We start from the raw sequence: 23,831 nt of genomic DNA, 5'->3' as shown, positions 1-23,831 counted from the left end.
AAATTCAGAGGGCGTCATGGACGATCTTAAGGCAAAATATCTGGGCCAAATCGCCGAGGCAGGCGACGAAAACGCGCTTGAGGCGATCCGTGTTGCCGCCGTGGGCAAAAAAGGCGAGGTCGCGCTGAAGATGCGCGAGCTGGGCAAGATGACGCCCGAAGAACGTCAGGTTGCAGGCCCCGCGCTGAACGCCCTGAAGGACGAGATCAACTCGGCCCTGTCCGCCAAAAAGGCCGCTCTGGCCGATGCCGCGCTGGATGAGCGTCTGCGCACCGAATGGCTGGACGTCACCCTGCCGACCCGCGCGCGCCGTCAGGGCTCGATCCACCCGGTCAGCCAGGCGACTGAGGAACTGACCGCGATCTTTGCCGAACTGGGCTTTTCGGTGGCCGAGGGGCCGCGCATCGAGACCGATTGGCACAATTTCGACGCCCTGAACATCCCCGGCCATCACCCTGCGCGGGCCGAGATGGACACGTTCTACATGCACCGCGCCGAGGGCGACGAGCGCCCGCCGCATGTGCTGCGGACGCATACGTCTCCGGTGCAGATCCGCTCGATGGAGAAACAGGGCGCGCCGATCCGCGTAATCTGTCCCGGCGGCGTGTACCGCGCCGATTATGACCAGACCCACACGCCGATGTTTCATCAGGTCGAAGGACTGGCCATCGACAAGGACATCTCGATGGCGAACCTGAAATGGGTTCTGGAAGAGTTCGTGAAGGCATTTTTCGAGGTCGACGACGTCGAACTGCGCTTCCGCGCCTCGCACTTCCCTTTCACCGAGCCGTCGGCCGAGGTCGATATCCGCTGTTCCTGGGATAACGGTCAGCTGAAGATCGGCGAAGGCGACGATTGGATGGAGATTCTGGGCTCGGGCATGGTCCACCCCAAGGTGATCGCCGCCGGTGGGATTGATCCGGACGTCTATCAGGGCTTTGCCTTCGGGATCGGCATCGACCGTCTGGCGATGCTGAAATACGGCATTCCGGATTTGCGGGCGTTCTTTGATAGCGATTTGCGGTGGTTGAGGCACTACGGGTTTGCGGCGCTGGATATGCCGAACCTGCATGGTGGTTTGTCGCGATAAAATGTGGTCACTCACATTCTATCTGAGCAGATACCTAGATTGGCATTATAAGCTCGCAAAACGAACGCCGCGTTGGTCAGGTATGGCGGTTCAGGTGGCTACTCCGCTGGGTTTGATTTTGGGGGTCCTACTGGCACCCGGCTGGGTGACCATCCTCTATCTTTTCCTCGCCGTTACAATTGCGGTTCCTTTCGCATTTGCGGCGGACAAGCTTTCTAGGGAGCGAGCAGAACGGATGCGACACAAATCAGATCAGTTAAAAGCGGGAATGAAGACCCGTGAGTTAATTGATCGAGACAATAAATCTGACAGAGATTGATCTGAAGGCAGTCTTGCTGCTTTAGGCTGATAGATCCGCTGCGCGGAGCAAAGGCCGACAGGCCGCCGCGCTATCGCCAGACCGCCCGGACGGGCTGGCGATTTGTCTCCGTCAGCGCAACGCTCGTACAGTACGCGGATTTGGCAGGCATAAAGTGCGCAGCACAGCCCGAAGATCGCCACCCCGCGGTCTGGCGACAGCGCGGCTTGGGGCGAGGTTGGATGTAGGGTGGACTTTCAGCCCACCATGCCTCGGTTGCCGGGCTGAAGCCCGGCCTACGTTCGTCGCGCGAAGAAAGGTGGGGTGAAACCCCACCCTACACCAATATGTTATGTGACAGCGGGCAAAGGCTCGTTAGGCTCCGGCCTATGATCTATAGACTGCTTCTCCTTCTGCTGATCGCAACCCAAGCCTCTGGCGGCGAGACCTGCAACGGTGATACCGCCTGCGAGGTCGCCGACCGCTCGTACCATGTGCTGGAACCGGACGGCTGGGACGGCGAAAGCCCTCTGCCTGTGTTGCTGCATTTCCACGGCTGGGCGCGGGATGGGACGGTTGTGATCAATCATGAACGCATCGCCGGGGCGACCAAGCTGCGTGGTGTGTTGCTGGTGGCCCCGAACGGGCGCGGCAAAAGCTGGGATTTCTGGTCGGCGGATACCAGCGATGTGCCGTTCGCGGATGCGGTGCTCAAAGACGTCGCCAAACACTATCCGGTTGATCCGGACCGCATCTATGTCTCGGGCTATTCCTTCGGCGGCGCGATGGCGTGGCGCTATGTCTGCCAGTCGGGCAATGACGTCACCGCATTGCTGGCCGTGGCAGGCAGCATCCGCCAAACCGAAACCTGCCCCGAGGCCCCGCGTGAGGTGCGCCATGTGCATGGGCTGGACGATACGGTGATGGATTTCCCGCTTGGGCCGGGTGGAGATATCACCTATCCGGTGGCGCTGTGGAAGGCCAAGTTCGACTGTCATACGGCCACTCCGCGCGGCGATTGGAGCGTAAAGCCCTTCCTGACTCTCAGCCGTATGGAATGGACCGATTGCACGAACGGACAGGTGGTGTTGGACACCCATCCGGGCGGGCATTTCATCCCGCACGGCTGGATCGGCTGGCAATTGGACGAACTTTTGGGCCGCACCCCGACCTATCCGTAGGCCGCAACGCTTGCACCTTGGCGCAATCTTTGCCATTGCCTGTGCCGACTGGATATCTGCCAAAAAAGGCCCCGAGCAATGAAATTCACTTTGTCCTGGCTGAAAGACCACCTCGACACGGATGCGTCGGTTGATGAGATCGCCGAGGCGCTGACCGACCTCGGCCTTGAGGTCGAAGAGATCGTGAATCCGGCGGATCGGCTGACGGGCTTTACGCTTGGCCACGTGAAACATGCCGAGAAGCACCCTGATGCGGACAAGCTGCGGGTCTGCACGGTGGAAACCGATGAGGGCGATCTGCAGATTATCTGCGGCGCGCCGAACGCGCGCGAGGGCATCACCGTCGTGGTTTGCAAACCGGGCATGTACATTCCTGGTCTGGACCTGACCATTAGCGTCGGCAAAATCCGGGGTGTTGAAAGCTTTGGCATGATGGCATCCGAACGCGAGTTGGAGCTGTCGGACGAGCACGATGGTATCATCGAGCTGCCCTCGGGCGCGGTTGGCGACAAGTTCGTAGATTGGCTGGCTGAGAATGAGCCGTCCAAGGTCGACCCGATGATCGAGATTGCGATTACACCGAACCGCCCGGATGCGCTGGGTGTCGAGGGGATAGCACGCGATCTGGCAGCGCGGGGTGTGGGCACACTGAAACAGCGCGATTATGCGCCGGTGCCTGGAGATTTCGAAAGTCCGATCAAAGTGACAATCGACGAGGATACTCTGGACGGCGCGCCGCATTTCACCGGCCGCCTGATCCGGGGCGTCAGGAACGGCCCCAGCCCGCAATGGCTGCAGGATCAGTTGAAGGCGATTGGCCTGCGTCCGATCTCGGCGCTGGTGGATATCACCAACTATATGACCTTCGACCAGAACCGCCCGCTGCATGTATTCGACGCGGACAAGGTGCAAGGCAATTTGCGCGTGCACCGCGCCGAAGGTGGCGAAAAGCTGGTGGCGCTGGACGAGAAGGAATACACCCTGCAACCCGGCATGATGGTAATCTCGGACGACAAAGGCCCGGAATCGATTGCGGGCATTATGGGCGGCGAGGAAACCGGTTGCACCGAAGAAACGGTGAATGTCTTCCTCGAAAGCGCGTTCTGGGATCATGTGCAGATCGCGCTGACCGGGCGAGCGCTGAAGATCAACTCCGATGCACGCTATCGTTTTGAACGCGGAGTGGACCCTGAATATACTCGCGAAGGGTTGGAACATGCGACGCAGATGATACTGGACATCTGTGGCGGTGAGGCCTCGACCGTGGTTGAGGCTGGCAAGGCCCCGAACCATGCGCGCGCCTACAAGCTGGATGCAGCGCGAGTGCAATCGCTGGTCGGGATGGATATTCCCGAAAGCGAGCAGCGCCAGACCCTGACGCGCCTTGGCTTCCGTCTGGATGGTGAGATGGCGCATGTGCCCAGCTGGCGGCCCGACATCATGGGTGAGGCCGATCTTGTGGAAGAGGTTGCGCGGATCGCGTCGTTGACCAAGCTGCAGGGCAAGCCCTTGCCGCGTATTTCGGACGGTATTCCGAAGCCGGTAATGACCCCGACGCAGCGCCGTCAGTCGATGGCGCGGCGCACTTGCGCAGCGCTGGGGTACAATGAATGTGTGTCCTATACATTCATCGATCAGGCCTCGGCGGCTCTGTTCGGTGGCGGTGATGCGGCCACGCAGTTGGAAAACCCGATCTCATCCGAGATGAGCCATATGCGCCCCGACCTGCTGCCCGGCCTGCTGCAGGCCGCTGCCCGCAATCAGGCGCGTGGTTATGCGGATGTGGCCCTGTTCGAGGTTGGCCCGGTGTTCCATGATGGTGAACCGGGGGATCAGCGAACCCAGATTACGGGTCTGTTGGTGGGGCGTGATGGCCCCAAGGATGTGCACGGTGTATCGCGCCCGGTCGATCTGTTCGACGCCAAGGCGGATGCCGAGGCGGTGTTGGCCGCCATCGGCGCGCCTGCAAAGGTTCAGATTCTGCGCGGCGGCGACGGCTGGTGGCATCCCGGACGGCACGGCAAAATCTGTCTGGGCCCGAAGAAGGTGCTGGGCGTGTTCGGTGAACTGCACCCGCGCATTCTGCAGGCGATGGATATCAAGGGCCCGGCGATGGCCTTTACCATCTGGCCGGACGAGGTGCCCTTGCCGAGAAAATCCGGTGCCACACGCGCGGCGCTGGAACTGCGGGATCTGCAAGCGGTCGAGCGGGACTTTGCATTTGTGGTCGACGCCGACGTCGAGGCACTGACGCTGGTCAATGCGGCCGCAGGGGCCGACAAGGTGTTGATCGAGGAGGTTCGGGTCTTTGACGAATTCATCGGCGGCGGTCTAGGAGAGGGCAAGAAATCTCTGGCGATTGCGGTGCGGCTGCAGCCATCTGAGGCGACGTTGAAGGAAAAGGATATCGAGGCGGTCAGTGCGAAGATCGTTGAAAAGGTGGCGAAAGCCACCGGCGGTGTGCTGCGGGGCTGAGGTTGCATCCGCCTCCGGCGGGAGTATTTTTGAAAAGATGAAGGGGCGGGGCGCGCCCCTTTTTCGTGGGAGGAGAACAAGATGTTGAAAGTTTATCTGTCTGGTGAGATTCACACGGATTGGCGCGAGCAGATTATCGCGGGGGCCGAGGGGCTGGATGTGTCGTTCAGCAGCCCGGTGACCGATCATGGCGCCAGCGATGATTGCGGGGTCGCCATTCTGGGGGTCGAGCCGAATAAGTACTGGCATGACCACAAAGGCGCGATGGTCAACGCGATCCGGACCCGCAAGGGGATTTCGGATGCGGATGTCGTTGTTGTACGCTTTGGTGACAAATACAAGCAGTGGAACGCGGCGTTCGATGCCGGTTACGCCGCTGCATTGGGCAAGTCGATCATCGTGTTGCACGGCCCCGATCACCAGCACGCGCTGAAAGAGGTCGATGCCGCCGCGCTGGCCGTGGCGGAGGAGCCACGGCAGGTGGTGGAGATTCTGCGCTATGTCTTGTCCGGTCAGTTGCCGGGCTGAGTTTTGCCTGCCATACGAACGGTCTTTGCAGGCCGTTCGTATGACGTCGCGCGTCAGTCGCGGGGCGGGGTGACGAGCCCTTTCTGTACCGCTGGGCGGTTAAGGAAGCGCTCCATATAAGCTTCCAGATTGCGGTGTTCGTCCCAGCCGACAAGCTCTTTGGCCTCATAGAAATCCAACCCGCGCAGCCATGGCGCGATGGCGATATCTGCGATGGAATAGTCTCCGGCGACCCAGTCCTGACCTTCGAGCTGCGTGTTCAGCACGTTCAGCAGCCGTTTTGCTTCGTTGACATAGCGTTCGCGCGGGCGGGGGTCCTCGATTTCGCTGCCGGCGAATTTGTGGAAGAAGCCCAGTTGCCCGAACATCGGGCCGATGCCGCCCATCTGGAACATCAGCCACTGGGCCGCGCGGTGCTTGTCAGCCGCGTTTTTGCCGATGAACTTACCTGTCTTTTCCGCCAGATACAGCAGGATCGCGCCGCTTTCGAACAGGCCGATGGGTGTGCCGTCGGGGCCGTTGGGATCAATGATGGCGGGGATCTTGTTATTCGGGTTGAGCGACAGGAATTCGGGGCTTTTGACATCCGCATCCGCCAGCGTGACCCGGTGCGCCTCATACGGCAGCCCGGTTTCCTCAAGCATGATCGAGACCTTGACCCCGTTGGGTGTCGGGAAGGAATAGAGCTGTATGCGGTCCGGTGACTGCGGCGGCCATTTGGCCATGATCGGGAACGAGGTTGTGTCCAGCATCTGGGGCTCCTTTATCCGGTGTGTTGGTATCATTTTGTCAATTCCCGGCTGAATTGTCAGGGTCCGGTTTGTGCATGACCGGTCAGCGACTGTGTGTTCAGGAACAGTTGGGGGGAAAACGGGGAAATTCGCCCCCTAGACCGGGACGGGAATATCGCCCACACTTTCTTGTGATCCCGCGCTTTTTGGCGCGGGTTTGCCGTTGCAGTAAAGGAGATACGCGTGGAAGACGTCGTAACACAGGTTGGGGCTTTTGGCCCGCTGATCATGAGCGCGATCAAAGCGCTGATCGTCTTGGTACTGGGCTGGATCGTGGCCGGGGCAATTAGCGGGCTCGTGCGCCGTCGGATCAATGCGACACCGCATATCGACCCGACATTGGGAAATTTTGTTGCCAGTCTCGTGAAATGGGTGCTTCTGGCGATCGTATTTGTCGCCGTTCTTGGCATCTTCGGGATCGAGGCGACCAGTATCGTGGCCATTCTGGGTGCCGCATCGCTGGCCATCGGTCTGGCGTTGCAGGGGACGCTCAGCGATCTGGCGGCGGGTGTCATGCTGGTGGTATTCCGGCCCTACAAGCTTGGTCAATATGTGGATATCGGCGGTACGGCAGGGACAGTGAAGGATCTGAACCTTTTTACCACTGAACTGGTGACGCCGGACAATGTGCAGATCATCGTTCCGAACGGGCAGGCCTGGGGTTCGGTGATTACCAACTATTCGGCACATGATACGCGCCGGGTGGATCTGGTGTTTGGTATCGACTATGGCGATAGCGCAGATGAGGCGATGCAGATCATTTTGGATGTGGCCAGGGCCGATGAGCGGATCATGGGTGAACCAGAGCCATGGGTGCGGGTGACCAATCTGGGCGACAGCTCGGTCGATCTGACGGCGCGTCTGTGGTGCGCGGCGGCAGACTACTGGGATGTAAAGTTTGAACTGACCAAGGCGATCAAAGAGGCATTTGACGCCAAAGGCGTGTCGATCCCCTATCCGCATTCGGTGGAGATCCACAAAGAAGGATAAGTCCTCCCGTCCATCGTACGGGCATTGGAAATGCCCTTCTCTGGTTGGGCCCGGCGCCGCGCCTTTGCGCGGCGCCGTTTCCTTTGTATGTACCGCTGCGTTTGGATTGCACCTGCAGCGGCAGAAGCCTTACTTGATGACAACCGATGGCGAAACGACGTCGATGCCCAGTGCCTTGCCGACGGCATAGTAGGTTAGCTGGCCCGCATGAACGTTCAGACCCGCCAGCAAGTGGGGATCGTCCTGACAGGCTTGCTTCCAGCCCTTGTCGGCCAACGACAGCAGGAACGGCATCGTGGCGTTGCCCAAGGCGATGGTCGAGGTGCGCGCAACCGCGCCCGGCATGTTGGCGACGCAGTAATGCATGATGCCATCAACTTCGTAGATCGGGTCGGCGTGGGTCGTGGCCTTGGACGTCTCGAAACAGCCACCCTGGTCGATGGCAACGTCCACCAGAACCGCGCCGGGCTTCATAGTCGACAGCTGTGCGCGCGTGACCAGTTTGGGTGCGGCAGCACCGGGGATCAGAACCGCGCCGATGACCATATCGGCATCCTGGATCAGCTCGGCGGTTGCGCCTGCAGTTGAATACTGGTTCTTGAACTGACGGCCAAATACGTCGTCAAGGTAACGCAGACGGGGCAGTGAACGGTCCAGCACGGTTACATCCGCGCCCATGCCTGCGGCGATTTTCGCTGCGTGGGTGCCAACAACGCCGCCGCCGATAACAACAACCTTGGCAGGCCCGACGCCGGGCACGCCACCCATCAGCACACCACGACCGCCATTCGCCTTCTGCAGCGTCCAGGAACCGACCTGAGGTGCTAGGCGACCAGCAACTTCGGACATTGGCGCCAGCAGGGGCAGGCCACCATTGGCATCTGTTACCGTCTCATAGGCAATCGCGGTGCAGCCCGATTCCAGCAGGTCATGGGTCTGGTCCGGATCGGGTGCCAGATGCAGATAGGTGAACAGCAATTGACCTTCGCGCAGCATCTTGCGCTCAACCGCTTGCGGTTCCTTTACCTTGACGATCATGTCGGCGGTGGCAAAGACCTCTTCGGCAGTGTCCACGATGCGCGCACCAGCAGCGATATACGATGCGTTGTCAAAACCGGACCCCATGCCGGCATTGGTTTCGATGATGACCTCATGACCACGGGCGACGGCTTCGCCAGCGGCGTTCGGGGTCATACCGACGCGGAATTCCTGAGGTTTGATTTCCTTGGGGCAACCGATTTTCATTAGGGCTCTCCGTTCATAAACTGCCCAAATTATGTGCAGAAATCAGCGCAATTTTTGTGAAACTCTGACTGGAAAGGCGCTGAATCGCGGGAAATTATTCGACACTTATAGAAAGCTGTGCAACATACGTGCGCAAATGACTTTAGATGCAACCGATCGCAAGATTCTGGCCGCGCTGCAGCGCAAAGGCCGTATGTCAAACTCTGAACTGTCCGAGCAGGCGAACCTGTCACCCTCGGCCTGCCATCGGCGTGTGCAGCGCCTTGAAGCTGAAGGCTATATCAAAGACTACGTCGCCCTGCTGGATGCGCGTAAACTGAAGGTTCCGACAACCGTATTTGTCGAGATCACTTTGCAAGGTCAGGCCGAAGAGGTGCTGGAAGCATTTGAAAAAGCCGTGGCCCGGATACCGGATGTTCTTGAGTGTCACCTGATGGCCGGAACCGCCGATTACATTCTGAAAGTTGTCGCCGAAAACACCGAAGATTTCGCGCGCATCCACCGCCAATACCTGTCGCGCCTGCCCGGTGTGGCGCAGATGCAAAGCTCGTTTGCGCTGAGGACCGTTTTTAAGACAACTGCTCTGCCGGTCTGACGCGGCGATCCGGCAAATTGCGTCAATACTGAGACTTGTATCCCCTGTCCCCTCGGGCCACATTCAGGGTCCGGCACGTGTGGTCAAATTTCTGACGGCCGGATTCAGCGGCAGGTGGCGACCCCGCTGACATCTGCCTTTTACACAACGCCGATACGGTCCGAACCCAAAACCGATAAGGAGCCGACCTTGGCACACGATAGAAACGACGCCGCGCAGGATTGGTTGGAAGCCGAACTGGAAGATACGCTCGACGAAGATTTCGAGATTGAATTCAACGAGCCGATGCTGTCGATGGAGATCCGAAAGATCTATCAGGATCAGCATCCCGATATGCTGGACCGCAAGGTCTATTTCCGCAATCTTCTCAGGCTTCAGGCCGAGCTGATCAAGGTGCAGGATTGGGTTCAGCACACCGGTGCCAAGGTGTGTATCCTGTTTGAAGGTCGTGACAGCGCCGGAAAGGGTGGTGTGATCAAGCGGATCACGCAGCGGCTGAATCCGCGCGTGGCGCGGGTGGTTGCGTTGCCTGCGCCCAGTCGCCGTGAACAAAGCCAGTGGTATTTCCAGCGCTATGTTCCACATCTGCCAGCAGCTGGTGAAATCGTGTTCTTTGATCGGTCCTGGTATAACCGCGCCGGGGTCGAGCGGGTGATGGGTTTTGCCTCGGAAGATCAGGTCGAGCAGTTCTTTCAGGACGTCCCCGAATTTGAACGGATGCTGGTCCGGTCCGGAATTATCTTGCTGAAATACTGGTTCTCGATCACCGACGAAGAACAGCAATTGCGCTTCCTGATGCGCATTCACGACCCGATGAAACAGTGGAAACTGTCGCCGATGGATCTGGAATCCCGCATCCGCTGGGAGGCCTATACAAAGGCCAAGGAAGACATGTTCTTCCGCACCAATATACCCGAGGCTCCGTGGTATATCGTGGAAGGCAACGATAAAAAGCGCGAGCGGCTGAACTGTATCGAACATCTTCTGACCAAAATCCCGTACGAGGATTTTCCGCAGGAAAAGGTCAATCTGCCGGACCGCCGCTACAATCCGGAATACGAGCGTCGAATCCTGCCGGATGAGCTATACGTGCCCAAGGTCTACTAAAGGGACCGAAGGTGTGATGCGGGGCGAAGTGCCCCGCATCCATTGATTTTAGACGAAGTCGAATCCGCAGCTCGTATCGATGAACGGCACGCAGCAGAAGTCATCGGTGGTGTCTTCGACGGGATCGGCCTCGGCGACGTCACTGTCATCCGAGAACTCGAAGCTGAAGGTGAACTCAAAGCTGTTCGGGTCCGAATCGTCCTGATCCTGCGCTGGTACGTTCCAGTCGAACTGATCAAAGCGGGATTGCAGCGCGGTGACGAAGGCTTCGATCTCGGCCAGAAAGGCCTGAACGTCGAATCCTTCGATCTCGGGCATCTCCGTGTCCACCACATCTTCGGGTTTGTCGGTATCTTCGACCGGCTCGGCGATCTCCTCCTCGACGGGCTCGTCCGTGTCTTCGACCGGCTCTGCGACGTCTTCCTCGACGGGTTCATCCGTGTCTTCGACCGGTTCTGCGACGTCTTCCTCGACGGGTTCATCCATGTCTTCGACCGGTTCTGCGACGTCTTCCTCGACGGGTTCATCCGTGTCTTCGACCGGTTCTGCGACGTCTTCCTCGACGGGTTCATCCGCGTCCTCAACCGGTTCGGCGACGTCTTCCTCGGCGGGTTCATCCACGTCCTCAACCGGTTCGGCGACGTCTTCTTCGACGGGGTCATCCGTGTCTTCAACCGGAACGACAACATCTTCTTCGACAGGATCTTCCACGTCCTCGACTGGTTCCGCAACGTCTTCTTCAACCGGCGGCGTCACGTTTTCGCCTGTGTCCAGCATGACGTCGGCACTGGTCGCGGCGAAGTTCTGCGTGACCATCACTGCGTCATAGCCCTGCATGTCGCCCGTTTCGATGCCGATCCCGATATATCTGAAATCAGGGTTCAGGATATTGGCGCGGTGGCCGGGGCTGTTCATCAGGTTCTCGTGTAGCTGAGCTACATCGTCGCTGATGCCCGGCGCGCCACGTTCTGATTGCCACGCGATGTTTTCGCCGGTGCGCCAGCTGCCTTCCAGATCAAAGCCAGCCGCTTGCATCCGCTGGGTCGCGGTTGAGCCACCCTGACCGGTGTGGCTAAAGCGGTCCGTATCCAGCATCCAGGTGCTGTGATCCTCGGACGAGTCGTTCAGTTGTGTCTCCAGTTGTAGGGGGGTCAGCCCACGGGATGTGCGTTCCTGATTGATCAGGGCCAGCATTTCCCGCTCGACTGTGCTTGCTGTCGACATGTTTGCCTCCGTTTGGTTTGGGTCTTTGCAGACCGGGCCAGTTACAGGGGCGCTGGGCGGGTCGAAAAGGGGCCGGGTTCAATCAGGGCGGGTATTGGCGGGCGGGTGCTGGCAGAGGTGATTCGCTGCGCTGCAAAATGCCGGTCCAAATGATCGGACCAAAGGTCGGCATATTCCTGCACAAGAAGAAGGACCCGATTGGCGGCAAAGCCCGCCAGAAACGACAAACCCCCGGGCGGGGCCTCGGGGGTCGTCAAATAGTGTCATCCAAAGCTGGACGAGCGTCAGGTGCTTAGAGCAAACCTTCGCGCTGTGCTTTCTTACGTGCCAGTTTACGGGCACGGCGGATCGCTTCAGCCTTCTCGCGCGCTTTCTTCTCGGACGGCTTCTCGAAATGTTGCTTCAGCTTCATTTCACGGAACACGCCTTCGCGCTGCAGCTTTTTCTTCAGGGCACGAAGCGCCTGATCGACGTTATTATCGCGAACACTAACCTGCATGTGGTTGTCACCACCTTTCTAGATAGAGTTGCAAGGAAATTGCAGGAAGTGGCCGTATAGCAAAGCCGGTCTAACTTGTCTAGTACTGGGTCCAAGCACCGGAGAACTGCCATGACAGTGACATATGAAGACGCCAAGCAGAAATTGCTGGATGCCATGCTGGACCATGTCCCGTTCGATGGCTGGTCGGAAACCAGCTTTCGCGCGGCGGTCGCAGAGTGCGACATGGATGAGGGTCTGGCCCGAGCCATCTGCCCCCGCGGGGCGGTTGATCTGGCGCTTGCCTTCCATGCACGTGGGGATGCGGCGATGTTGGAACGGCTAAAGACAGAAGACCTGAGTGATCTGAAATTCCGCGACAAGATCGCGACGGCCGTCCGGTTCCGGTTGCAGGCTGTTCAGGACAAAGAAGCCGTGCGCCGTGGTGTCACACTGTTTGCTCTGCCGATCCATGCGGCGGATGGGGCCAAGGCGATCTGGGGCACCTGCGATCAGATTTGGGATGCGCTGGGGGATACGTCTGATGACGTGAACTGGTACACCAAACGGGCGACGCTGTCGGGGGTCTATTCCTCGACCCTGCTCTATTGGTTGGGCGATGACAGCCCTGATCATCAGAATACGTGGGCATTTCTGGACCGCCGCATCGAAGGCGTGATGCAGTTCGAAAAGCTCAAGGCGCAGGTGAACCAGAACCCGCTATTCAAGCCGTTCCTGTCGGTCCCCAATTGGTTGGCAGGGCAGGTCAAGGCACCGATGCGGATGCGCGCCGATCTGCCCGGATTGCTGAACCCGCGCAAGTAGATGCAGTTGCATCTGGGCCTTTCAACCGATGCCTGCTAGGCATTGGACAAAGGAGATTTGCCGATGACCCAGATGATGCGCGCCGTTGAAATCACAGCCCCCGGCGGCCCGGACGTTTTGCAGCTGACGGAACGTCCAGTGCCTGAACCGGGCAACGGGCAGGTCATCATCAAAACGGCCTATGCTGGCGTCAACCGACCGGACGCGCTGCAACGGGCGGGCGCCTATGATCCGCCGCCCGGGGCCAGCGATCTTCCGGGGCTTGAGGCGTCAGGCGAAGTTGTGGCTGTTGGCTCGGGGGTCGACAATGTGGCTGTCGGCGATCAGGTCTGCGCCCTGTTGCCCGGCGGTGGCTATGCCGAATATGTTGCGACACCGGCGGCGCATTGCCTTCCGGTGCCTGTGGGAATGGGCTTGAAAGAGGCAGCGTGCCTGCCCGAAACCTTCTTTACCGTCTGGTCCAATGTCTTCACGCGTGGCGGATTGAGGGCCGGAGAGCGTTTTCTGGTCCATGGCGGCTCGAGCGGCATTGGGACCACGGCGATTCAGTTGGCAAACGCATTTGGTGCGCGCGTCTTTGCAACCGCCGGATCAGACGAGAAATGCGCCGCTTGCGTCAAACTAGGGGCCGAAAAAGCGATCAACTATCGCGACGAGGATTTTGTGGCCGCGATGCGTTCCGAAGGCGGCGCGAACCTGATCCTCGACATGGTGGGTGGCGACTATATCCCGCGCAACATCAAGGCGCTGGCCGAAGATGGCCGTCTGGTTCAGATCGCTTTTCTGCAGGGTCCGATGGTCGAGGTGAATTTTGCCCTGATGATGGTCAAACGCCTGACCCTGACCGGCAGCACATTGCGGCCGCAAAGCGACTTGGCCAAAGCAAGCATTGCTCAGGAATTGCGCGAGGCGGTCTGGCCTTTGCTGGAGGCCGGGAAGGTGGCCCCCGTCATGGACAGCGAGTTTGACCTAGCCGAGGCTGCCGCTGCTCATACGCGCATGGAAAGTTCCGGCCATATCGGCAAGATCGTCTTGAACGTCTCGGGCTAGGCTACCGCGCGGCGATACAGATGCCAGGTGGCATGGCCCAGAACCGGCATCACGACGATCAGGCCCAACAGCATCGGAATTGCTCCGATGACCAGTAATGCTGCAACCAGGAAACCCCAGGCAAGGATGACGCCTGGGTTATGCCGCAGAACCCGTACCGAAGTCACGACCGCAATGGGCAGCCCCACTTTGCGGTCCAGCAGCAATGGAAAACTCACCACGCTGATGGCCAGCGCCATAAGCGCAAACAGAAAGCCGATGGCGGTGCCGATCAGGATCATGGCCCAACCTGCGCCCGTAGTCAGCGTCGCGGTGACAAATGCCCCGAATGAGGACGGAGGCTCGGGTCCAAGCGTTTGAACGTAAAGGCTCTGCGCGACCATCAGCCAGACCAGCAGCAGCATGACCAGATAAAAGCCCAGCGCCAGAATCGCACCGAATGAGGGCGAGCGGAAGACGCCGAGCGCATCGAGCCAATGCACCTCGCCGCCCTGTTCACGTTTGCGGCTGATTTCATACAGCCCAACGGCGGCGACTGGTCCGATCAGGGCAAATCCGGCGATCAACGGGGCCAGCAGCGGCACCATGTTCCTGTTCAACCCGATCCCGAACATCAACAGCCCTGCAATCGGGTAGACCAAAACGATAAACACCGCATCCGCGCGGGTTTCCAGAAAATCACGGTATCCCGCCTGCAGGCAGGCGCGCAGATCCTGCATCGTCAGGGTCTGTACCATCGGCATTTCGCGGGTGTCTGAACTGCCGACTGTTGATACGCTTTCAGCAATATGTTCGCTGGTCGCCCCAAGGTTCCGAGCGGCCCAGCTGATTGGATTACCGATTGTCTTGTCCATCATCATCCCCTTCCCTGGCATGGTCACGCCGCGGGGTGCATCCGGCTCTCTGGTTGTCCGTGACCGGATGTTCCGGCAACGCCTGGTTGTAGTATAGCACATTTCTGCGCTCACGTCCGATCACACATGCCAAAGCAAGTGGATTGCCCTGTTTCACAGGCGTGTTAGCTTGGCCCAAAACCTTCAGGGAGAGCATCATGCAGCAAACGGCACGCACCGTAGTCATTCACGAAAGCGGCGGCCCCGAGGTTCTGCGGATCGAAGACCGCCCGGTCGGCGATCCCGGCCCGGGCGAGATCAGAATCCGCCATCAGGCGTGTGGGTTGAATTTCATAGACGTGTATCAGCGCAGCGGGCTTTATCCATTGAATTTGCCGCACGCGCTGGGCATGGAAGCGGCCGGAGTTGTCGAGGCCGTTGGCGAAGGTGTCACGCATCTGGTGCCCGGTCAGCGTGCGGCCTATGCAGCCGCCCCGCCCGGTGCTTACACGCAGGCACGGGTGATGCCCGCCACGCAGGTCTGCCCTTTGCCCGAGAGTATATCGTTCCGAACAGCGGCTGCGATGATGTTGAAGGGCATGACCGTCGAATATTTGTTTCACAGAACCACGCCGCTAAAGCGCGGGGACACGGTGTTGTTTCACGCCGCAGCGGGCGGGGTAGGGCTGATCGCCTGCCAATGGGCCAAATCCGAAGGGATCACCCTGATCGGAACGGCCGGGACGGACGAAAAATGCTCGCTGGCGCAGTTCAACGGAGCGGCGCATTGCATAAACTACCGGACCGAGAACTTTGTGGACCGCGTGGCCGAGATCACGGGCGGCAAAGGCGTCGATGCGGTCATGGATTCCGTAGGGGCAGATACGTTTGAAGGGTCGCTGGATTGCCTGAAACCATTGGGCATGATGATTTCGTTTGGCAACGCATCCGGCCCCGTTCCACCTGTGGACCTTGGAATGCTTGCGCAAAGGGGCTCGCTGAAACTGACGCGGCCCACATTGTTCACGCATATCGGGGATCACGCGGTTTGTCAGGCGATGGCACGTCGACTGTTCGGCAAGGTCGAGGGGCGCGAAGTCAAGATCCACGTAGATCAGACCTTCCCGCTGGATCAGGTGGCCGACGCGCATCGCGCGCTTGAAGCGCGGCAAACCACCGGAAGCACGGTACTGGCACTCTGAACAACAGGCCCCGGCAGGACATGCCGGGGCCGTTGAACGCTCAGAACCGGTAGGCGGCGCGGATCTGGAATGTGGTTGCGTCCACGTCTACGCCGCTTGAGTTGAAGTTGTTGAACTCGTGGTACAGGATCTCTCCCGCAAGGCTGACATTGGGGGCGATGATCTGTTCATACCCGGCCCCAAGGAACCAGCCATTGTCGCTACCCAGATTGTCGGTGCCCGCGTCCGCATAGCCACCGACTCCATACAGCAACCCTTGCGGATTCACCTTGTATCCGGCCCGCGCCTTGATCCGCCAGACATCTTCAAGCGTTGCCGCGCCCGACAGATCGATATCAGCCCAGTCATAGTCAAAGCCGCCACCAACGACCCAGTCGCCAAGGTCATAGTCATAGCCAAGAAGGATACCGCCAATCGCACCGTCGCCATCGACGCCTGTTGCGTTGGTATCCACGTCGGCATAGCCAAGCTGCCCACCTGCATAGAAGCCGGTCCAGTTGCCCGAAGCCTGTGCCATGGCCGATCCTGCCGCCAAAGTTGCGACAGTGGTTACAAGAGCCAGTTTTGCTGTCATTGTTTCTTCCTTCCGTTCAAAATCGCAGCGCAGATGCCCCCTGTCAGAGGTGCGCATCGCGTGTCTGATCCCACCCAATTGGGTGGGATTTCTGATGGATTAGGTGTTCCGTACCGAAGAACTCACCGCCCTCTCGAGCAGGCGGCGCGCGGTCCGTTTTTGGACGCTTCTATTGAAACAGGATTTAGGAAGGGAAACGTGTCTTTCAAATGAAATCGGCGGCAGGGGTAAGCCTGCCGCCGGTAAATGCAGTTTGGTCAGCGGATTATTGCTGCTGCAGCTCTGCGGGGGATTTGTCTGCGATGGTTTCCCAGTTGGTGCTGGCCTGTTCGATAAAGCCCGGGATGTCGCCTTCCCAGCGTTCCTGAATGTCTTTGGAAAGGTTCAGGTACAGCTTGTTGTCGACGATTTTCCAGTGGTTCGGGTCGCCATCGAATTTAAAGCCCATCGCCGCGCCGAATGCGCAGTAGCCGCCATAGGCAGGCAGGTATGCGTCTGGGTTGGCTTCAAACGCGGCTTTGTTTTCTTCGTTGGCAAAGCGGTACATGGCTTCGTCATGCAGCGCGGTGATGCGGTAATCACCCTTGGTGGCTTCGCCTTCGGTGAAATAGGCAACCGGGTCATAGCCCTGCATTGCCAGACCGGTCGAGCTTGCGTTCAGTTCGACACCAGCCGCCAGGGCCGAGCTTGCGATGGCGACAGACAGCGCGACGCCGCCAATGATGGATTTGATCTTGTTCATGACTTCACCTTTCGTGAATAGGCCCGCGTTCGAGCACCTGAATTTTGCTCCGGCGAACCGGATTTGTTTTTGCGACGCCGGTAATTGGCGGTCACGGAACCGAATTGGGACTTGCCCCCATCACGTTCAAAACAATCAATTGTGAATGTGTATTGGTGAACGGGACATGTGCATCTGTGCGTTGCAGGCCATGGGTCTGGGATGGGTTTCAGACCCGGTACCGGCGCGGTTCCAGCCACCCGACAATCGGTTTGCGCCGGGCCGAATAGCCATCGACCGTTCGATCCAACCGGTCGGCCAGCACCGGCAGCCGGCTTACCGGAACTTTGGGAAACAGGTGATGTTCGCGATGATAAAACATCAGATAAGCCAACCGGGCCAGAATCCCGCGCTGACTGCGGGCGGCGATGCCGCTGTCATGGGTTCCCTGATGCGTTATCCAGACCGCAAACAGGGCCGCAAGGGATTGGGCGACCACCATCGCCAGCACGTGCAGGACCAGAGCCTGCGACATGCTCAGAAACGCCGCCGCGACCACAGCTATAACCAATAGCCAATCGATCAGGATTCGCCTGCGGAGTTTCCAGGTTGAGGCGCGCCACGCCGCGCGGTTGATATCAATGGGAAAGCGCGGCCCGTACAAAAGAACCTGCAGAAGGGACATATGCCCGCAACGCCCTTCGCAATCTCCGGGGCCCATTGCGTGTTTGTGATGCCGCAGATGGCACTGGCAAAACGCATGGTTCGACCCCAGCATCAGCGCGCTCAGCGCGTGCATGACCAAACTGTCCCAGCGACGCGAAACGCCCAAATTGCCATGGATCGCCTCATGGTTCAGGCGAAGCCCGCACAGAAAGAACATGAAACTGGCAACAAACCCCAGTGGCCACCATTGGGTGCTGTAAAGCCCGATCGAAGAAACCAGCCATGGCAATGGCAGCATCAATTCCTGAACTTTGTCCCAACGGCTGAGAGGGACCAGATCGGCCCAAATCACACCTTTCGGTGCGCGTTCCTGATGATGAGAAATGGGATCGGTCACAATACACTCCTAGCGATGACGTTAAATACAGAGATTTCTGTAGTGACAGAAATTACGAGGTAAAATTTTTTACTCAGATGACTCTTCCGTTCCTTTGGGCAGTAACCGTGCAATGCGTCCGCCCAGTTTAACGATGGCAAGCTGGATGCGACGTGGCAGTCGGTTCACATCGACATACCAGTCGTCGAACATCTGCATGGTGTCCAAAGTCGCTTCTAGACGTTTGCGGACTTTGTCCGGGGTGCCATCCTCGCGCGCATCTCGTGCGGCGGTCTGCATGGCGGCAAGCGTTGGTAAGAACTCGCGTTCGCGGCGACCTACGACAACTGCTTTGGTCAGATCAAACATGTCCCGGATCGAATGGAAGTGATCGCGGCGATCTCCTAGTTTTCGGCTGGCCTTTACCAGTTTCCAACTCTGAAGCTCTTTCAACCCGTTCGAGACATTCGACCGTGCCAGCCCAAGCGTGTCGCATATTTCTTCAGCCGTCAGAGGGTCCGGAGAAATATGCAACAGGGCATGGATCTGCGCCACAGATCGGTTCACCCCCCATTTGGAGCCCATTTCGCCCCAGTGAAGGATAAAGTCCTGCATGGCTTGCGTCAGTTGCATCAATAATTCCATTCTTTTCTGTCATAACAGAAATTACAGGAATAATTGATTCGATCAACCCCGACGCGCGCCGTTGTTCAGACTACGACTTTCCGATTTTCGGCTCGGTTCCGGCCTTGATCCGCGCCAGATTGGCGCTGTGTCGCCAATAGACCAGCAAGGTCAGGACAATGCCAAGGATGAAGGTTGAACCGTCGGTCAATACCATCACCCATGTGGTCGACAAAGCCGCCGCCACCAGCGCACCCAGCGACGAGATCCGCCAGATCAGGGCAGTGACCAGCCATGTCAGACAGCACGCCACCCCGACGCGCCAGTCCAGCGCCAGCCACAGGCCCAGAAAGGTTGCAACGCCTTTGCCACCTTTGAACCCCAGCCAAACCGGGAAACAATGGCCCAGAAAAGCCATCAGCGCGGCGATCTGGGCGGCGTCTTCTCCGGCCATCGCACGTGCCAGCAGAACAGCGACCGCTCCTTTCGCCGCGTCAAAGATCAGCGTCAGCGCGGCGGCGGCTTTGTTCCCGGTTCTCAGCACATTGGTCGCGCCGATATTGCCCGACCCGATCTGGCGCAGATTTCCCAACCCCATCACGCGGGCCACGACCATGCCAAAGGGAACCGAACCAATCAGATATCCCAGCGCAGCCCAAAGGATGAGCTGTGTGATCGAGCTGTCAAAGGGGGGCATCAGGGTCTCCGGTACACTTCTTGGCCTGCGACATAGGTCGCCGTGACCTTACCTTGCATCCGCTGCCCGTCAAACGGTGTGTTCTGCGATTTGGATTTCAGGGCAAACCGATCCAGCACAAAGGGCACATCCGGATCGAACAACACCAGATCAGCGGGCGCGTCCTTGGACAGACGCCCCGAATCCAGCCCCAGCCGTTTGGCCGGGTTCAGCGCCATGGCGCGGAACAGCGTGGGCAGGTCCAACAGGTCCGAATGATAGAGCCGCAGCGCCGCAGGCAGCAGCGTTTCCAGCGCCACGGCGCCCGAGGCCGCCTCTTCAAACGGAAGGCGTTTGCTTTCTTCGTCTTGCGGCGTGTGCATCGAACTGATCGTGTCGATCAGGCCAGTCCGCACCGCCTCGATCACCGCCTGACGGTCATCTTCGGACCGCAGGGGCGGTTTGACTTTGAAGAAGGTGCGATAGTCGGCCACGTCCAGCTCGTTCAGTGTCAGATGGTGGATCGAGGTTCCGGCGGTAATGTCCAGCCCGTTGCGCTTGGCGCGCTCCAGCGCGGGCAGGGCGCGGGCGGTGGTAATCTGGTCGGCATGGTAGGCGGCTCCGGTCATTTCCAGCAGGGCGATGTCGCGATCCAGCCCCATGCGCTCGGCCATGGGTGAGACGGCGGGCAAGCCGTATAACGCCGCGAACTTGCCGCTGGTGGCCGCGGCCCCGGCGCTCAGACCCGGTTCTTGCGGGTGGGCGATGACCAGCGCACCGCAGGACTTGGCATAAGTCAGCGCACGGGAAAAAACCTTGGTGTTGGTGACTACGTGATCGCAATCGGTGAAGGCAACTGCGCCTGCATCTTGCAAAAACCCGATCTCGGTCATCTCGCGGCCTTCACGCCCTTTGGTCAGGGCAGCCATAGGCAACACATTAACCGGCGTGTCTGCTTGCGCCCGCCGGGTGACAAATTCCAGACTTTCCGGTGTGTCCGTAGCCGGGCTGGTATCGGGGCGGGTCACGATCGTGGTCACCCCCCCCGCTGCAGCGGCCAGCCCGGCGGACTTATAGCTTTCCTTGTGCCGCTCGCCGGGTTCACAGACCTTGACGCCGATATCGACGATCCCTGGCGCAAGGCAGTGACCGTTACAATCGATGACCTCGGCATCCGAGGCCGGGGCGTCGCCTTCACCGCGCGCCATGATCCGGCCGCCGGTGATTTGCAACCAACCGAGGTCGTCAGTCCCGGCTTCGGGATCAATCAGGCGGGCGTTGGTGAAAACTAACGAAGTCATGTCGAGGCCTCTCGGGCTTGAGTCAATGCTTTCAAAGCGGCATCGGGGTCGGATAGGTGGGAAAAAGTGAAAAACGGATGTCGGCTGAACAGGATAGCACGGCGTCCAATACGGAAGTTGAGAAACTGGTTGATCTCAAGCTTCTTGGTTTTGAGGCCCTTGTTGATTTCCCATGCATTTCGCGAAGTCACGACGTACATACGCTGCGCCCGAACAAAACGATCTGCCCAGATCGCGAAGCCCAAAAGCATCGTGGCACCGGCGAGCTTCCAAAAATCCCTGATGACGTCCAGAAACCAAGGGCTGAATAGCCAAATAAGGACGAGGCCAGCAATACAAGCCTTGTATGCCCACCCGAATCGAGGCGGGAAATACCCCTGATCCGGCCGCCCTTGCCACAGAACCTTTTCGGTCTCAGGTATCCGCTGACGCCACCACTCGTCGCTCATGCCACGGCCCTTTCGATGGCTGTTTTGGTCGCGGCGGGATCCGCTTGATACTTGATCAGGTGCTTGTCGCCACCCTTGGTGACAATCTGGACAAAGCTGCCCATGGTGTTGACGGCCTCGATCTGGTTCAGCGCTACCGTACGCGGGCCGGGGCCGGTTAAGGTGGTGTCGGTCATCTGCCATTCTGCGGCCAGCTCTTCCGAGGCCAGATACCATGCGCGAATTCCAATGGCGGCCAACCCGGCTGGCGCTCCGGTCCAGACATAGGGATTGCCGATCAGCAACAGAACCAACATCGCAGCCGCCATAGCAAAGGCGGCGAGCCATGTGTTGGTGCGGAAATACGCGCCTTTGTCAGCGCGGAAGATCACAGGATCAGCCACAATGCGCCTCCGATGGCCATCAGGATCGCCAGTGCCAGAATGGCAGACCCGACGCGGCGGCGCTGAGTGCCCTCGGGCGCAGGTTGAGGGGCAGAGAACGGTCTGGCGCTTTCTGTTTCTATCGTGCCGCCGGACCAGTTCGTTGCCTCTTCGGTGTATAGCCCGATCAGGTGTAGCCTTGGATCAGGGGCAAGCGTCACGGCGTGCCCTCCAAACGCAGCGCTGCGCACTACCATGACCCAACCTTCGATGGCCTCTAGCGCGGCACGGTCCAACTGATCCTCGGATACACCGCAGCCTTCGTTCAGATATCCGTAAAGCCCAAGGTCTTCGAGGTCCGAGGCCGGGAAAATGTCGATCTGGTCTGGGTCCAGACCGTTGACCCCCAGAACCTGATCAGCAGCCCCCGGTTCGCGCAGGAACTTCGCCTCTTCCGGGCGCATGTCCAGCGAGAACAGGCGGATCACACCGCGTTCATGGGGGGCGACGGTCAGATCGCTCATGCGGCCTCGGCCAGATTGCGGGCCAGCAGTTCCATGGCGGCCATGCGCACGGCGACACCCATTTCGACCTGTTCCTGAATGACAGACCGGTTGATGTCATCGGCCAGCGTGCCGTCAATCTCGACCCCGCGATTCATCGGGCCGGGGTGCATGACGATGGCATCCGGCTTGGCCAGTGCCAGTTTGGCCGCGTCCAGACCGTAGCGGTGATAATATTCGCGTTCGGATGGGATGAAACCGCCATCCATCCGCTCGCGCTGAAGGCGCAGCATCATGACGACGTCCACGTCTTTGAGACCTTCGTTCATGTCATCGTAAATCTCGGCACCAAATTCGGCGAACTGACGGGGCACCAGCGTCGGAGGGCCAATCAGGCGTATGCGGTTTTCCATCTTGCCCAACAGGATCAGGTTCGACCGAGCGACGCGGGAATGCGCCACATCTCCGCAGATCGCGATGTTCAGCCGGTGCAACCGACCCTTGGCGCGGCGGATCGTCAAGGCGTCCAGCAGCGCCTGCGTGGGATGTTCATGCCGTCCGTCGCCTGCATTGAGCACGGCGCAGTTCACCTTCTGCGCCAGCAAATCCACCGCGCCCGAATGCGGATGCCGCACCACCAACAGATCGGGGTGCATCGCATTCAGCGTCAGCGCGGTGTCGATCAGCGTTTCACCCTTTTTGATCGAGCTGGCCTGCATCGCCATGTTCATCACATCCGCACCCAGCCGCTTGCCAGCAATTTCGAAACTGGCCTGCGTGCGGGTCGAGTTTTCAAAGAACATGTTGATCTGGGTCAGCCCCGCCAGCACATCGGAATGCTTGGTCGATTGCCGGTTCAGGTCGACGTATTTCTCGGCCAGATCAAGGATGGCGGTGATATCGGATTGCGACAGATGCTCGATGCCAAGTAGGTGACGATGGGCGAAACGCATGGGCGGGCTCCTGTCTGACAATCGGGCCGCTTATAGAAAGCCGCGCCGCCGCTGGCAACCTAAGGTTCCGATCCTTCGGGCAGTTTCTCGCACCCGCCCTCGGGCAGGCATTGCTCGCCGGGTTTGCACCATTTGCCATAGCCACAGTCGACGGCCTTGACCGGCACGCATCCCTGATGGGCCGAGCATTTGAAGCCCGGTCGACATTGCGAGTCTGTTTCTTCGCACAAAAACCAGCCGGGGCGCGAACATCCGCCACCCGGCAGGCAGGACGATCCGCGCGCGCAGGTCAAACCGTCCTCGCATGTAACCGGGGGCGCGGGGTCGAACTCGGGAGAGCTTCGTTCGCATTCTCCCCGCGCGTTGCAGAAACTGTCGCCGGGGCAATCCAGACGCGAGGCACATTTGTTGCCTCCGATCGGCGCACAGCGGGTTCCGCCTGCCGTGCAGCGCTCAAACGCGCTGCAAGAACGCCCACCGCCGCAATAGTTGCCGCCCGGTTGGATGCAATAGCCGTCAAAGCTGCAGCGCTGACCAGCTGAACAACAGCGGCTGCCGCAGGCAAACTGACCGCTTCTGCATTGGCCGGGTCTATCAAGTAACTGCGCAAATGCAGGGCCGCTGGTCGCAGCCAGCAACATACCGATCAGAAGGAATCGCAGGATCAACAGCATGGTTGCGCCCATGGTCGAGGCGCAGGGCGACCAAGGCAAG

Annotated in this window: 26 protein-coding genes; 10 read left to right on the top strand and 16 right to left on the bottom strand. The window is 59.4% G+C overall.

What is annotated here, in order from left to right; translation table 11 throughout:
• Positions 1-16: 16 nt before the first annotated feature.
• From pheS to ACR0FG_RS04770, 4 genes are all read left to right on the top strand, one after another.
• A complete protein-coding gene (gene pheS, locus ACR0FG_RS04785) occupies positions 17-1,090 on the top strand; it encodes a phenylalanine--tRNA ligase subunit alpha (protein WP_170712500.1) in 1,074 nt (357 codons plus the stop codon).
• Positions 1,091-1,777: 687 nt separating this feature from the next.
• Positions 1,778-2,569 (top strand): CE1 family esterase, encoded by a 792-nt coding sequence (locus tag ACR0FG_RS04780; protein WP_480890667.1) that lies wholly within the window; start codon positions 1,778-1,780, stop codon positions 2,567-2,569.
• A gap of 78 nt (positions 2,570-2,647) precedes the next feature.
• The gene (pheT, locus tag ACR0FG_RS04775) at positions 2,648-5,044 is read left to right on the top strand and encodes a phenylalanine--tRNA ligase subunit beta (protein ID WP_480890664.1); all 2,397 of its coding nucleotides are present in this window, start codon (positions 2,648-2,650) and stop codon (positions 5,042-5,044) included.
• An 81-nt stretch (positions 5,045-5,125) separates the two neighbouring features.
• A complete protein-coding gene (locus tag ACR0FG_RS04770) occupies positions 5,126-5,572 on the top strand; it encodes a YtoQ family protein (protein WP_480890661.1) in 447 nt (148 codons plus the stop codon).
• Between the two features lie 53 nt (positions 5,573-5,625).
• On the opposite strand, the gene ACR0FG_RS04765 is transcribed toward ACR0FG_RS04770, so the two are convergent.
• Positions 5,626-6,324 (bottom strand): glutathione S-transferase family protein, encoded by a 699-nt coding sequence (locus ACR0FG_RS04765; RefSeq protein WP_480890658.1) that lies wholly within the window; start codon positions 6,322-6,324, stop codon positions 5,626-5,628.
• A gap of 222 nt (positions 6,325-6,546) precedes the next feature.
• On the opposite strand from ACR0FG_RS04765, the gene ACR0FG_RS04760 reads away from it, so the two are divergent.
• Complete coding sequence (locus ACR0FG_RS04760; protein WP_480890656.1) at positions 6,547-7,353, top strand: mechanosensitive ion channel family protein; 807 nt, start codon at positions 6,547-6,549, stop codon at positions 7,351-7,353.
• A gap of 129 nt (positions 7,354-7,482) precedes the next feature.
• Here ACR0FG_RS04760 and ald read toward each other — a convergent pair whose 3' ends face one another.
• The gene (gene ald / locus ACR0FG_RS04755) at positions 7,483-8,598 is read right to left on the bottom strand and encodes an alanine dehydrogenase (protein ID WP_480890654.1); all 1,116 of its coding nucleotides are present in this window, start codon (positions 8,596-8,598) and stop codon (positions 7,483-7,485) included.
• 136 nt (positions 8,599-8,734) lie between these two features.
• Here ald and ACR0FG_RS04750 point away from each other — a divergent pair, with 136 nt between their 5' ends.
• On the top strand, positions 8,735-9,193 hold the full coding sequence (locus ACR0FG_RS04750; protein WP_170712517.1) for an Lrp/AsnC family transcriptional regulator: 459 nt from the start codon (positions 8,735-8,737) through the stop codon (positions 9,191-9,193).
• A gap of 189 nt (positions 9,194-9,382) precedes the next feature.
• Positions 9,383-10,300 carry a polyphosphate kinase 2 gene (gene ppk2 / locus ACR0FG_RS04745; protein ID WP_480890651.1) on the top strand — a complete coding sequence of 306 codons (918 nt, stop codon included), beginning with the start codon at positions 9,383-9,385 and terminating at the stop codon, positions 10,298-10,300.
• Positions 10,301-10,348: 48 nt separating this feature from the next.
• Here the strand turns inward: ppk2 and ACR0FG_RS04740 are convergent, their stop codons facing one another.
• Positions 10,349-11,524, bottom strand: a complete 1,176-nt coding sequence (locus ACR0FG_RS04740; RefSeq protein WP_480890650.1) for a CAP domain-containing protein — start codon at positions 11,522-11,524, stop codon at positions 10,349-10,351.
• A gap of 292 nt (positions 11,525-11,816) precedes the next feature.
• Positions 11,817-12,023: a 30S ribosomal protein S21 gene (gene rpsU, locus ACR0FG_RS04735; protein ID WP_005614280.1), complete on the bottom strand. Its 207-nt coding sequence runs from the start codon at positions 12,021-12,023 to the stop codon at positions 11,817-11,819.
• Between the two features lie 111 nt (positions 12,024-12,134).
• Here rpsU and ACR0FG_RS04730 point away from each other — a divergent pair, with 111 nt between their 5' ends.
• The gene (locus tag ACR0FG_RS04730; RefSeq protein ID WP_480890647.1) at positions 12,135-12,827 is read left to right on the top strand and encodes a COQ9 family protein; all 693 of its coding nucleotides are present in this window, start codon (positions 12,135-12,137) and stop codon (positions 12,825-12,827) included.
• Between the two features lie 63 nt (positions 12,828-12,890).
• The gene (locus ACR0FG_RS04725) at positions 12,891-13,877 is read left to right on the top strand and encodes an NAD(P)H-quinone oxidoreductase (protein WP_480890643.1); all 987 of its coding nucleotides are present in this window, start codon (positions 12,891-12,893) and stop codon (positions 13,875-13,877) included.
• Here the strand turns inward: ACR0FG_RS04725 and ACR0FG_RS04720 are convergent.
• A complete protein-coding gene (locus ACR0FG_RS04720; RefSeq protein ID WP_170712526.1) occupies positions 13,874-14,731 on the bottom strand; it encodes a DUF2189 domain-containing protein in 858 nt (285 codons plus the stop codon). The two genes, ACR0FG_RS04725 and ACR0FG_RS04720, sit on opposite strands and share 4 nt — an antisense overlap.
• A gap of 197 nt (positions 14,732-14,928) precedes the next feature.
• Between ACR0FG_RS04720 and ACR0FG_RS04715 the strand changes: the two genes are divergently transcribed.
• Positions 14,929-15,912 carry a quinone oxidoreductase family protein gene (locus ACR0FG_RS04715; protein ID WP_480890640.1) on the top strand — a complete coding sequence of 328 codons (984 nt, stop codon included), beginning with the start codon at positions 14,929-14,931 and terminating at the stop codon, positions 15,910-15,912.
• 40 nt (positions 15,913-15,952) lie between these two features.
• Here the strand turns inward: ACR0FG_RS04715 and ACR0FG_RS04710 are convergent, their stop codons facing one another.
• The 11 genes from ACR0FG_RS04710 to ACR0FG_RS04660 all read right to left on the bottom strand — a co-directional run bounded on the left by ACR0FG_RS04710 (position 15,953) and on the right by ACR0FG_RS04660 (position 23,830).
• Positions 15,953-16,486 carry a porin family protein gene (locus ACR0FG_RS04710; protein ID WP_170712530.1) on the bottom strand — a complete coding sequence of 178 codons (534 nt, stop codon included), beginning with the start codon at positions 16,484-16,486 and terminating at the stop codon, positions 15,953-15,955.
• A 265-nt stretch (positions 16,487-16,751) separates the two neighbouring features.
• On the bottom strand, positions 16,752-17,228 hold the full coding sequence (locus tag ACR0FG_RS04705) for a YHS domain-containing (seleno)protein (protein WP_170712532.1): 477 nt from the start codon (positions 17,226-17,228) through the stop codon (positions 16,752-16,754).
• Positions 17,229-17,436: 208 nt separating this feature from the next.
• Entirely contained in the window at positions 17,437-18,270 is an 834-nt protein-coding gene (locus ACR0FG_RS04700) for a fatty acid desaturase (RefSeq protein ID WP_480890637.1), read from the bottom strand.
• Positions 18,271-18,339: 69 nt separating this feature from the next.
• The gene (locus tag ACR0FG_RS04695; protein WP_480890634.1) at positions 18,340-18,882 is read right to left on the bottom strand and encodes a GbsR/MarR family transcriptional regulator; all 543 of its coding nucleotides are present in this window, start codon (positions 18,880-18,882) and stop codon (positions 18,340-18,342) included.
• An 82-nt stretch (positions 18,883-18,964) separates the two neighbouring features.
• Positions 18,965-19,570, bottom strand: a complete 606-nt coding sequence (gene plsY / locus ACR0FG_RS04690; protein WP_480890632.1) for a glycerol-3-phosphate 1-O-acyltransferase PlsY — start codon at positions 19,568-19,570, stop codon at positions 18,965-18,967.
• Positions 19,570-20,850: a dihydroorotase gene (gene pyrC / locus ACR0FG_RS04685; protein WP_480890629.1), complete on the bottom strand. Its 1,281-nt coding sequence runs from the start codon at positions 20,848-20,850 to the stop codon at positions 19,570-19,572. Before pyrC ends, plsY begins: the two co-directional genes overlap by 1 nt.
• Positions 20,847-21,299 (bottom strand): hypothetical protein, encoded by a 453-nt coding sequence (locus tag ACR0FG_RS04680; RefSeq protein WP_480890627.1) that lies wholly within the window; start codon positions 21,297-21,299, stop codon positions 20,847-20,849. The genes pyrC and ACR0FG_RS04680 overlap by 4 nt, the downstream gene beginning before the upstream one ends.
• Entirely contained in the window at positions 21,296-21,682 is a 387-nt protein-coding gene (locus ACR0FG_RS04675; RefSeq protein ID WP_480890624.1) for a hypothetical protein, read from the bottom strand. Before ACR0FG_RS04675 ends, ACR0FG_RS04680 begins: the two co-directional genes overlap by 4 nt.
• Positions 21,667-22,185: a hypothetical protein gene (locus tag ACR0FG_RS04670; RefSeq protein WP_480890621.1), complete on the bottom strand. Its 519-nt coding sequence runs from the start codon at positions 22,183-22,185 to the stop codon at positions 21,667-21,669. Before ACR0FG_RS04670 ends, ACR0FG_RS04675 begins: the two co-directional genes overlap by 16 nt.
• Positions 22,182-23,117: an aspartate carbamoyltransferase catalytic subunit gene (locus tag ACR0FG_RS04665; protein WP_170712540.1), complete on the bottom strand. Its 936-nt coding sequence runs from the start codon at positions 23,115-23,117 to the stop codon at positions 22,182-22,184. The genes ACR0FG_RS04670 and ACR0FG_RS04665 overlap by 4 nt, the downstream gene beginning before the upstream one ends.
• Before the next feature lie 59 nt (positions 23,118-23,176).
• Entirely contained in the window at positions 23,177-23,830 is a 654-nt protein-coding gene (locus tag ACR0FG_RS04660; protein WP_480890617.1) for a scavenger receptor class F, member 2, read from the bottom strand.
• Position 23,831: the final 1 nt, after the last annotated feature.

This window comes from Ruegeria sp. E1, assembly GCF_056534225.1.
This window is presented reverse-complemented; position numbering and strand designations above follow the sequence as displayed.

Excerpts from the sequence above, each read along its gene's own strand:
- plsY (WP_480890632.1), bottom strand. The coding sequence starts at position 19,570 with ATGCCCCCCTTTGACAGCTCGATCACACAGCTCATCCTTTGGGCTGCG.
- pheS (WP_170712500.1), top strand. The coding sequence starts at position 17 with ATGGACGATCTTAAGGCAAAATATCTGGGCCAAATCGCCGAGGCAGGC.
- ACR0FG_RS04670 (WP_480890621.1), bottom strand. The coding sequence starts at position 22,185 with ATGAGCGATCTGACCGTCGCCCCCCATGAACGCGGTGTGATCCGCCTG.
- ACR0FG_RS04665 (WP_170712540.1), bottom strand. The coding sequence starts at position 23,117 with ATGCGTTTCGCCCATCGTCACCTACTTGGCATCGAGCATCTGTCGCAA.
- ACR0FG_RS04715 (WP_480890640.1), top strand. The coding sequence starts at position 14,929 with ATGCAGCAAACGGCACGCACCGTAGTCATTCACGAAAGCGGCGGCCCC.
- ACR0FG_RS04710 (WP_170712530.1), bottom strand. The coding sequence starts at position 16,486 with ATGACAGCAAAACTGGCTCTTGTAACCACTGTCGCAACTTTGGCGGCA.
- pyrC (WP_480890629.1), bottom strand. The coding sequence starts at position 20,850 with ATGACTTCGTTAGTTTTCACCAACGCCCGCCTGATTGATCCCGAAGCC.
- ACR0FG_RS04730 (WP_480890647.1), top strand. The coding sequence starts at position 12,135 with ATGACAGTGACATATGAAGACGCCAAGCAGAAATTGCTGGATGCCATG.
- ACR0FG_RS04720 (WP_170712526.1), bottom strand. The coding sequence starts at position 14,731 with ATGGACAAGACAATCGGTAATCCAATCAGCTGGGCCGCTCGGAACCTT.
- ACR0FG_RS04725 (WP_480890643.1), top strand. The coding sequence starts at position 12,891 with ATGACCCAGATGATGCGCGCCGTTGAAATCACAGCCCCCGGCGGCCCG.
- ACR0FG_RS04750 (WP_170712517.1), top strand. The coding sequence starts at position 8,735 with ATGACTTTAGATGCAACCGATCGCAAGATTCTGGCCGCGCTGCAGCGC.
- ACR0FG_RS04770 (WP_480890661.1), top strand. The coding sequence starts at position 5,126 with ATGTTGAAAGTTTATCTGTCTGGTGAGATTCACACGGATTGGCGCGAG.
- ACR0FG_RS04780 (WP_480890667.1), top strand. The coding sequence starts at position 1,778 with ATGATCTATAGACTGCTTCTCCTTCTGCTGATCGCAACCCAAGCCTCT.
- rpsU (WP_005614280.1), bottom strand. The coding sequence starts at position 12,023 with ATGCAGGTTAGTGTTCGCGATAATAACGTCGATCAGGCGCTTCGTGCC.
- ACR0FG_RS04705 (WP_170712532.1), bottom strand. The coding sequence starts at position 17,228 with ATGAACAAGATCAAATCCATCATTGGCGGCGTCGCGCTGTCTGTCGCC.
- ald (WP_480890654.1), bottom strand. The coding sequence starts at position 8,598 with ATGAAAATCGGTTGCCCCAAGGAAATCAAACCTCAGGAATTCCGCGTC.
- ACR0FG_RS04765 (WP_480890658.1), bottom strand. The coding sequence starts at position 6,324 with ATGCTGGACACAACCTCGTTCCCGATCATGGCCAAATGGCCGCCGCAG.
- pheT (WP_480890664.1), top strand. The coding sequence starts at position 2,648 with ATGAAATTCACTTTGTCCTGGCTGAAAGACCACCTCGACACGGATGCG.
- ACR0FG_RS04740 (WP_480890650.1), bottom strand. The coding sequence starts at position 11,524 with ATGTCGACAGCAAGCACAGTCGAGCGGGAAATGCTGGCCCTGATCAAT.
- ACR0FG_RS04680 (WP_480890627.1), bottom strand. The coding sequence starts at position 21,299 with ATGAGCGACGAGTGGTGGCGTCAGCGGATACCTGAGACCGAAAAGGTT.
- ACR0FG_RS04695 (WP_480890634.1), bottom strand. The coding sequence starts at position 18,882 with ATGCAACTGACGCAAGCCATGCAGGACTTTATCCTTCACTGGGGCGAA.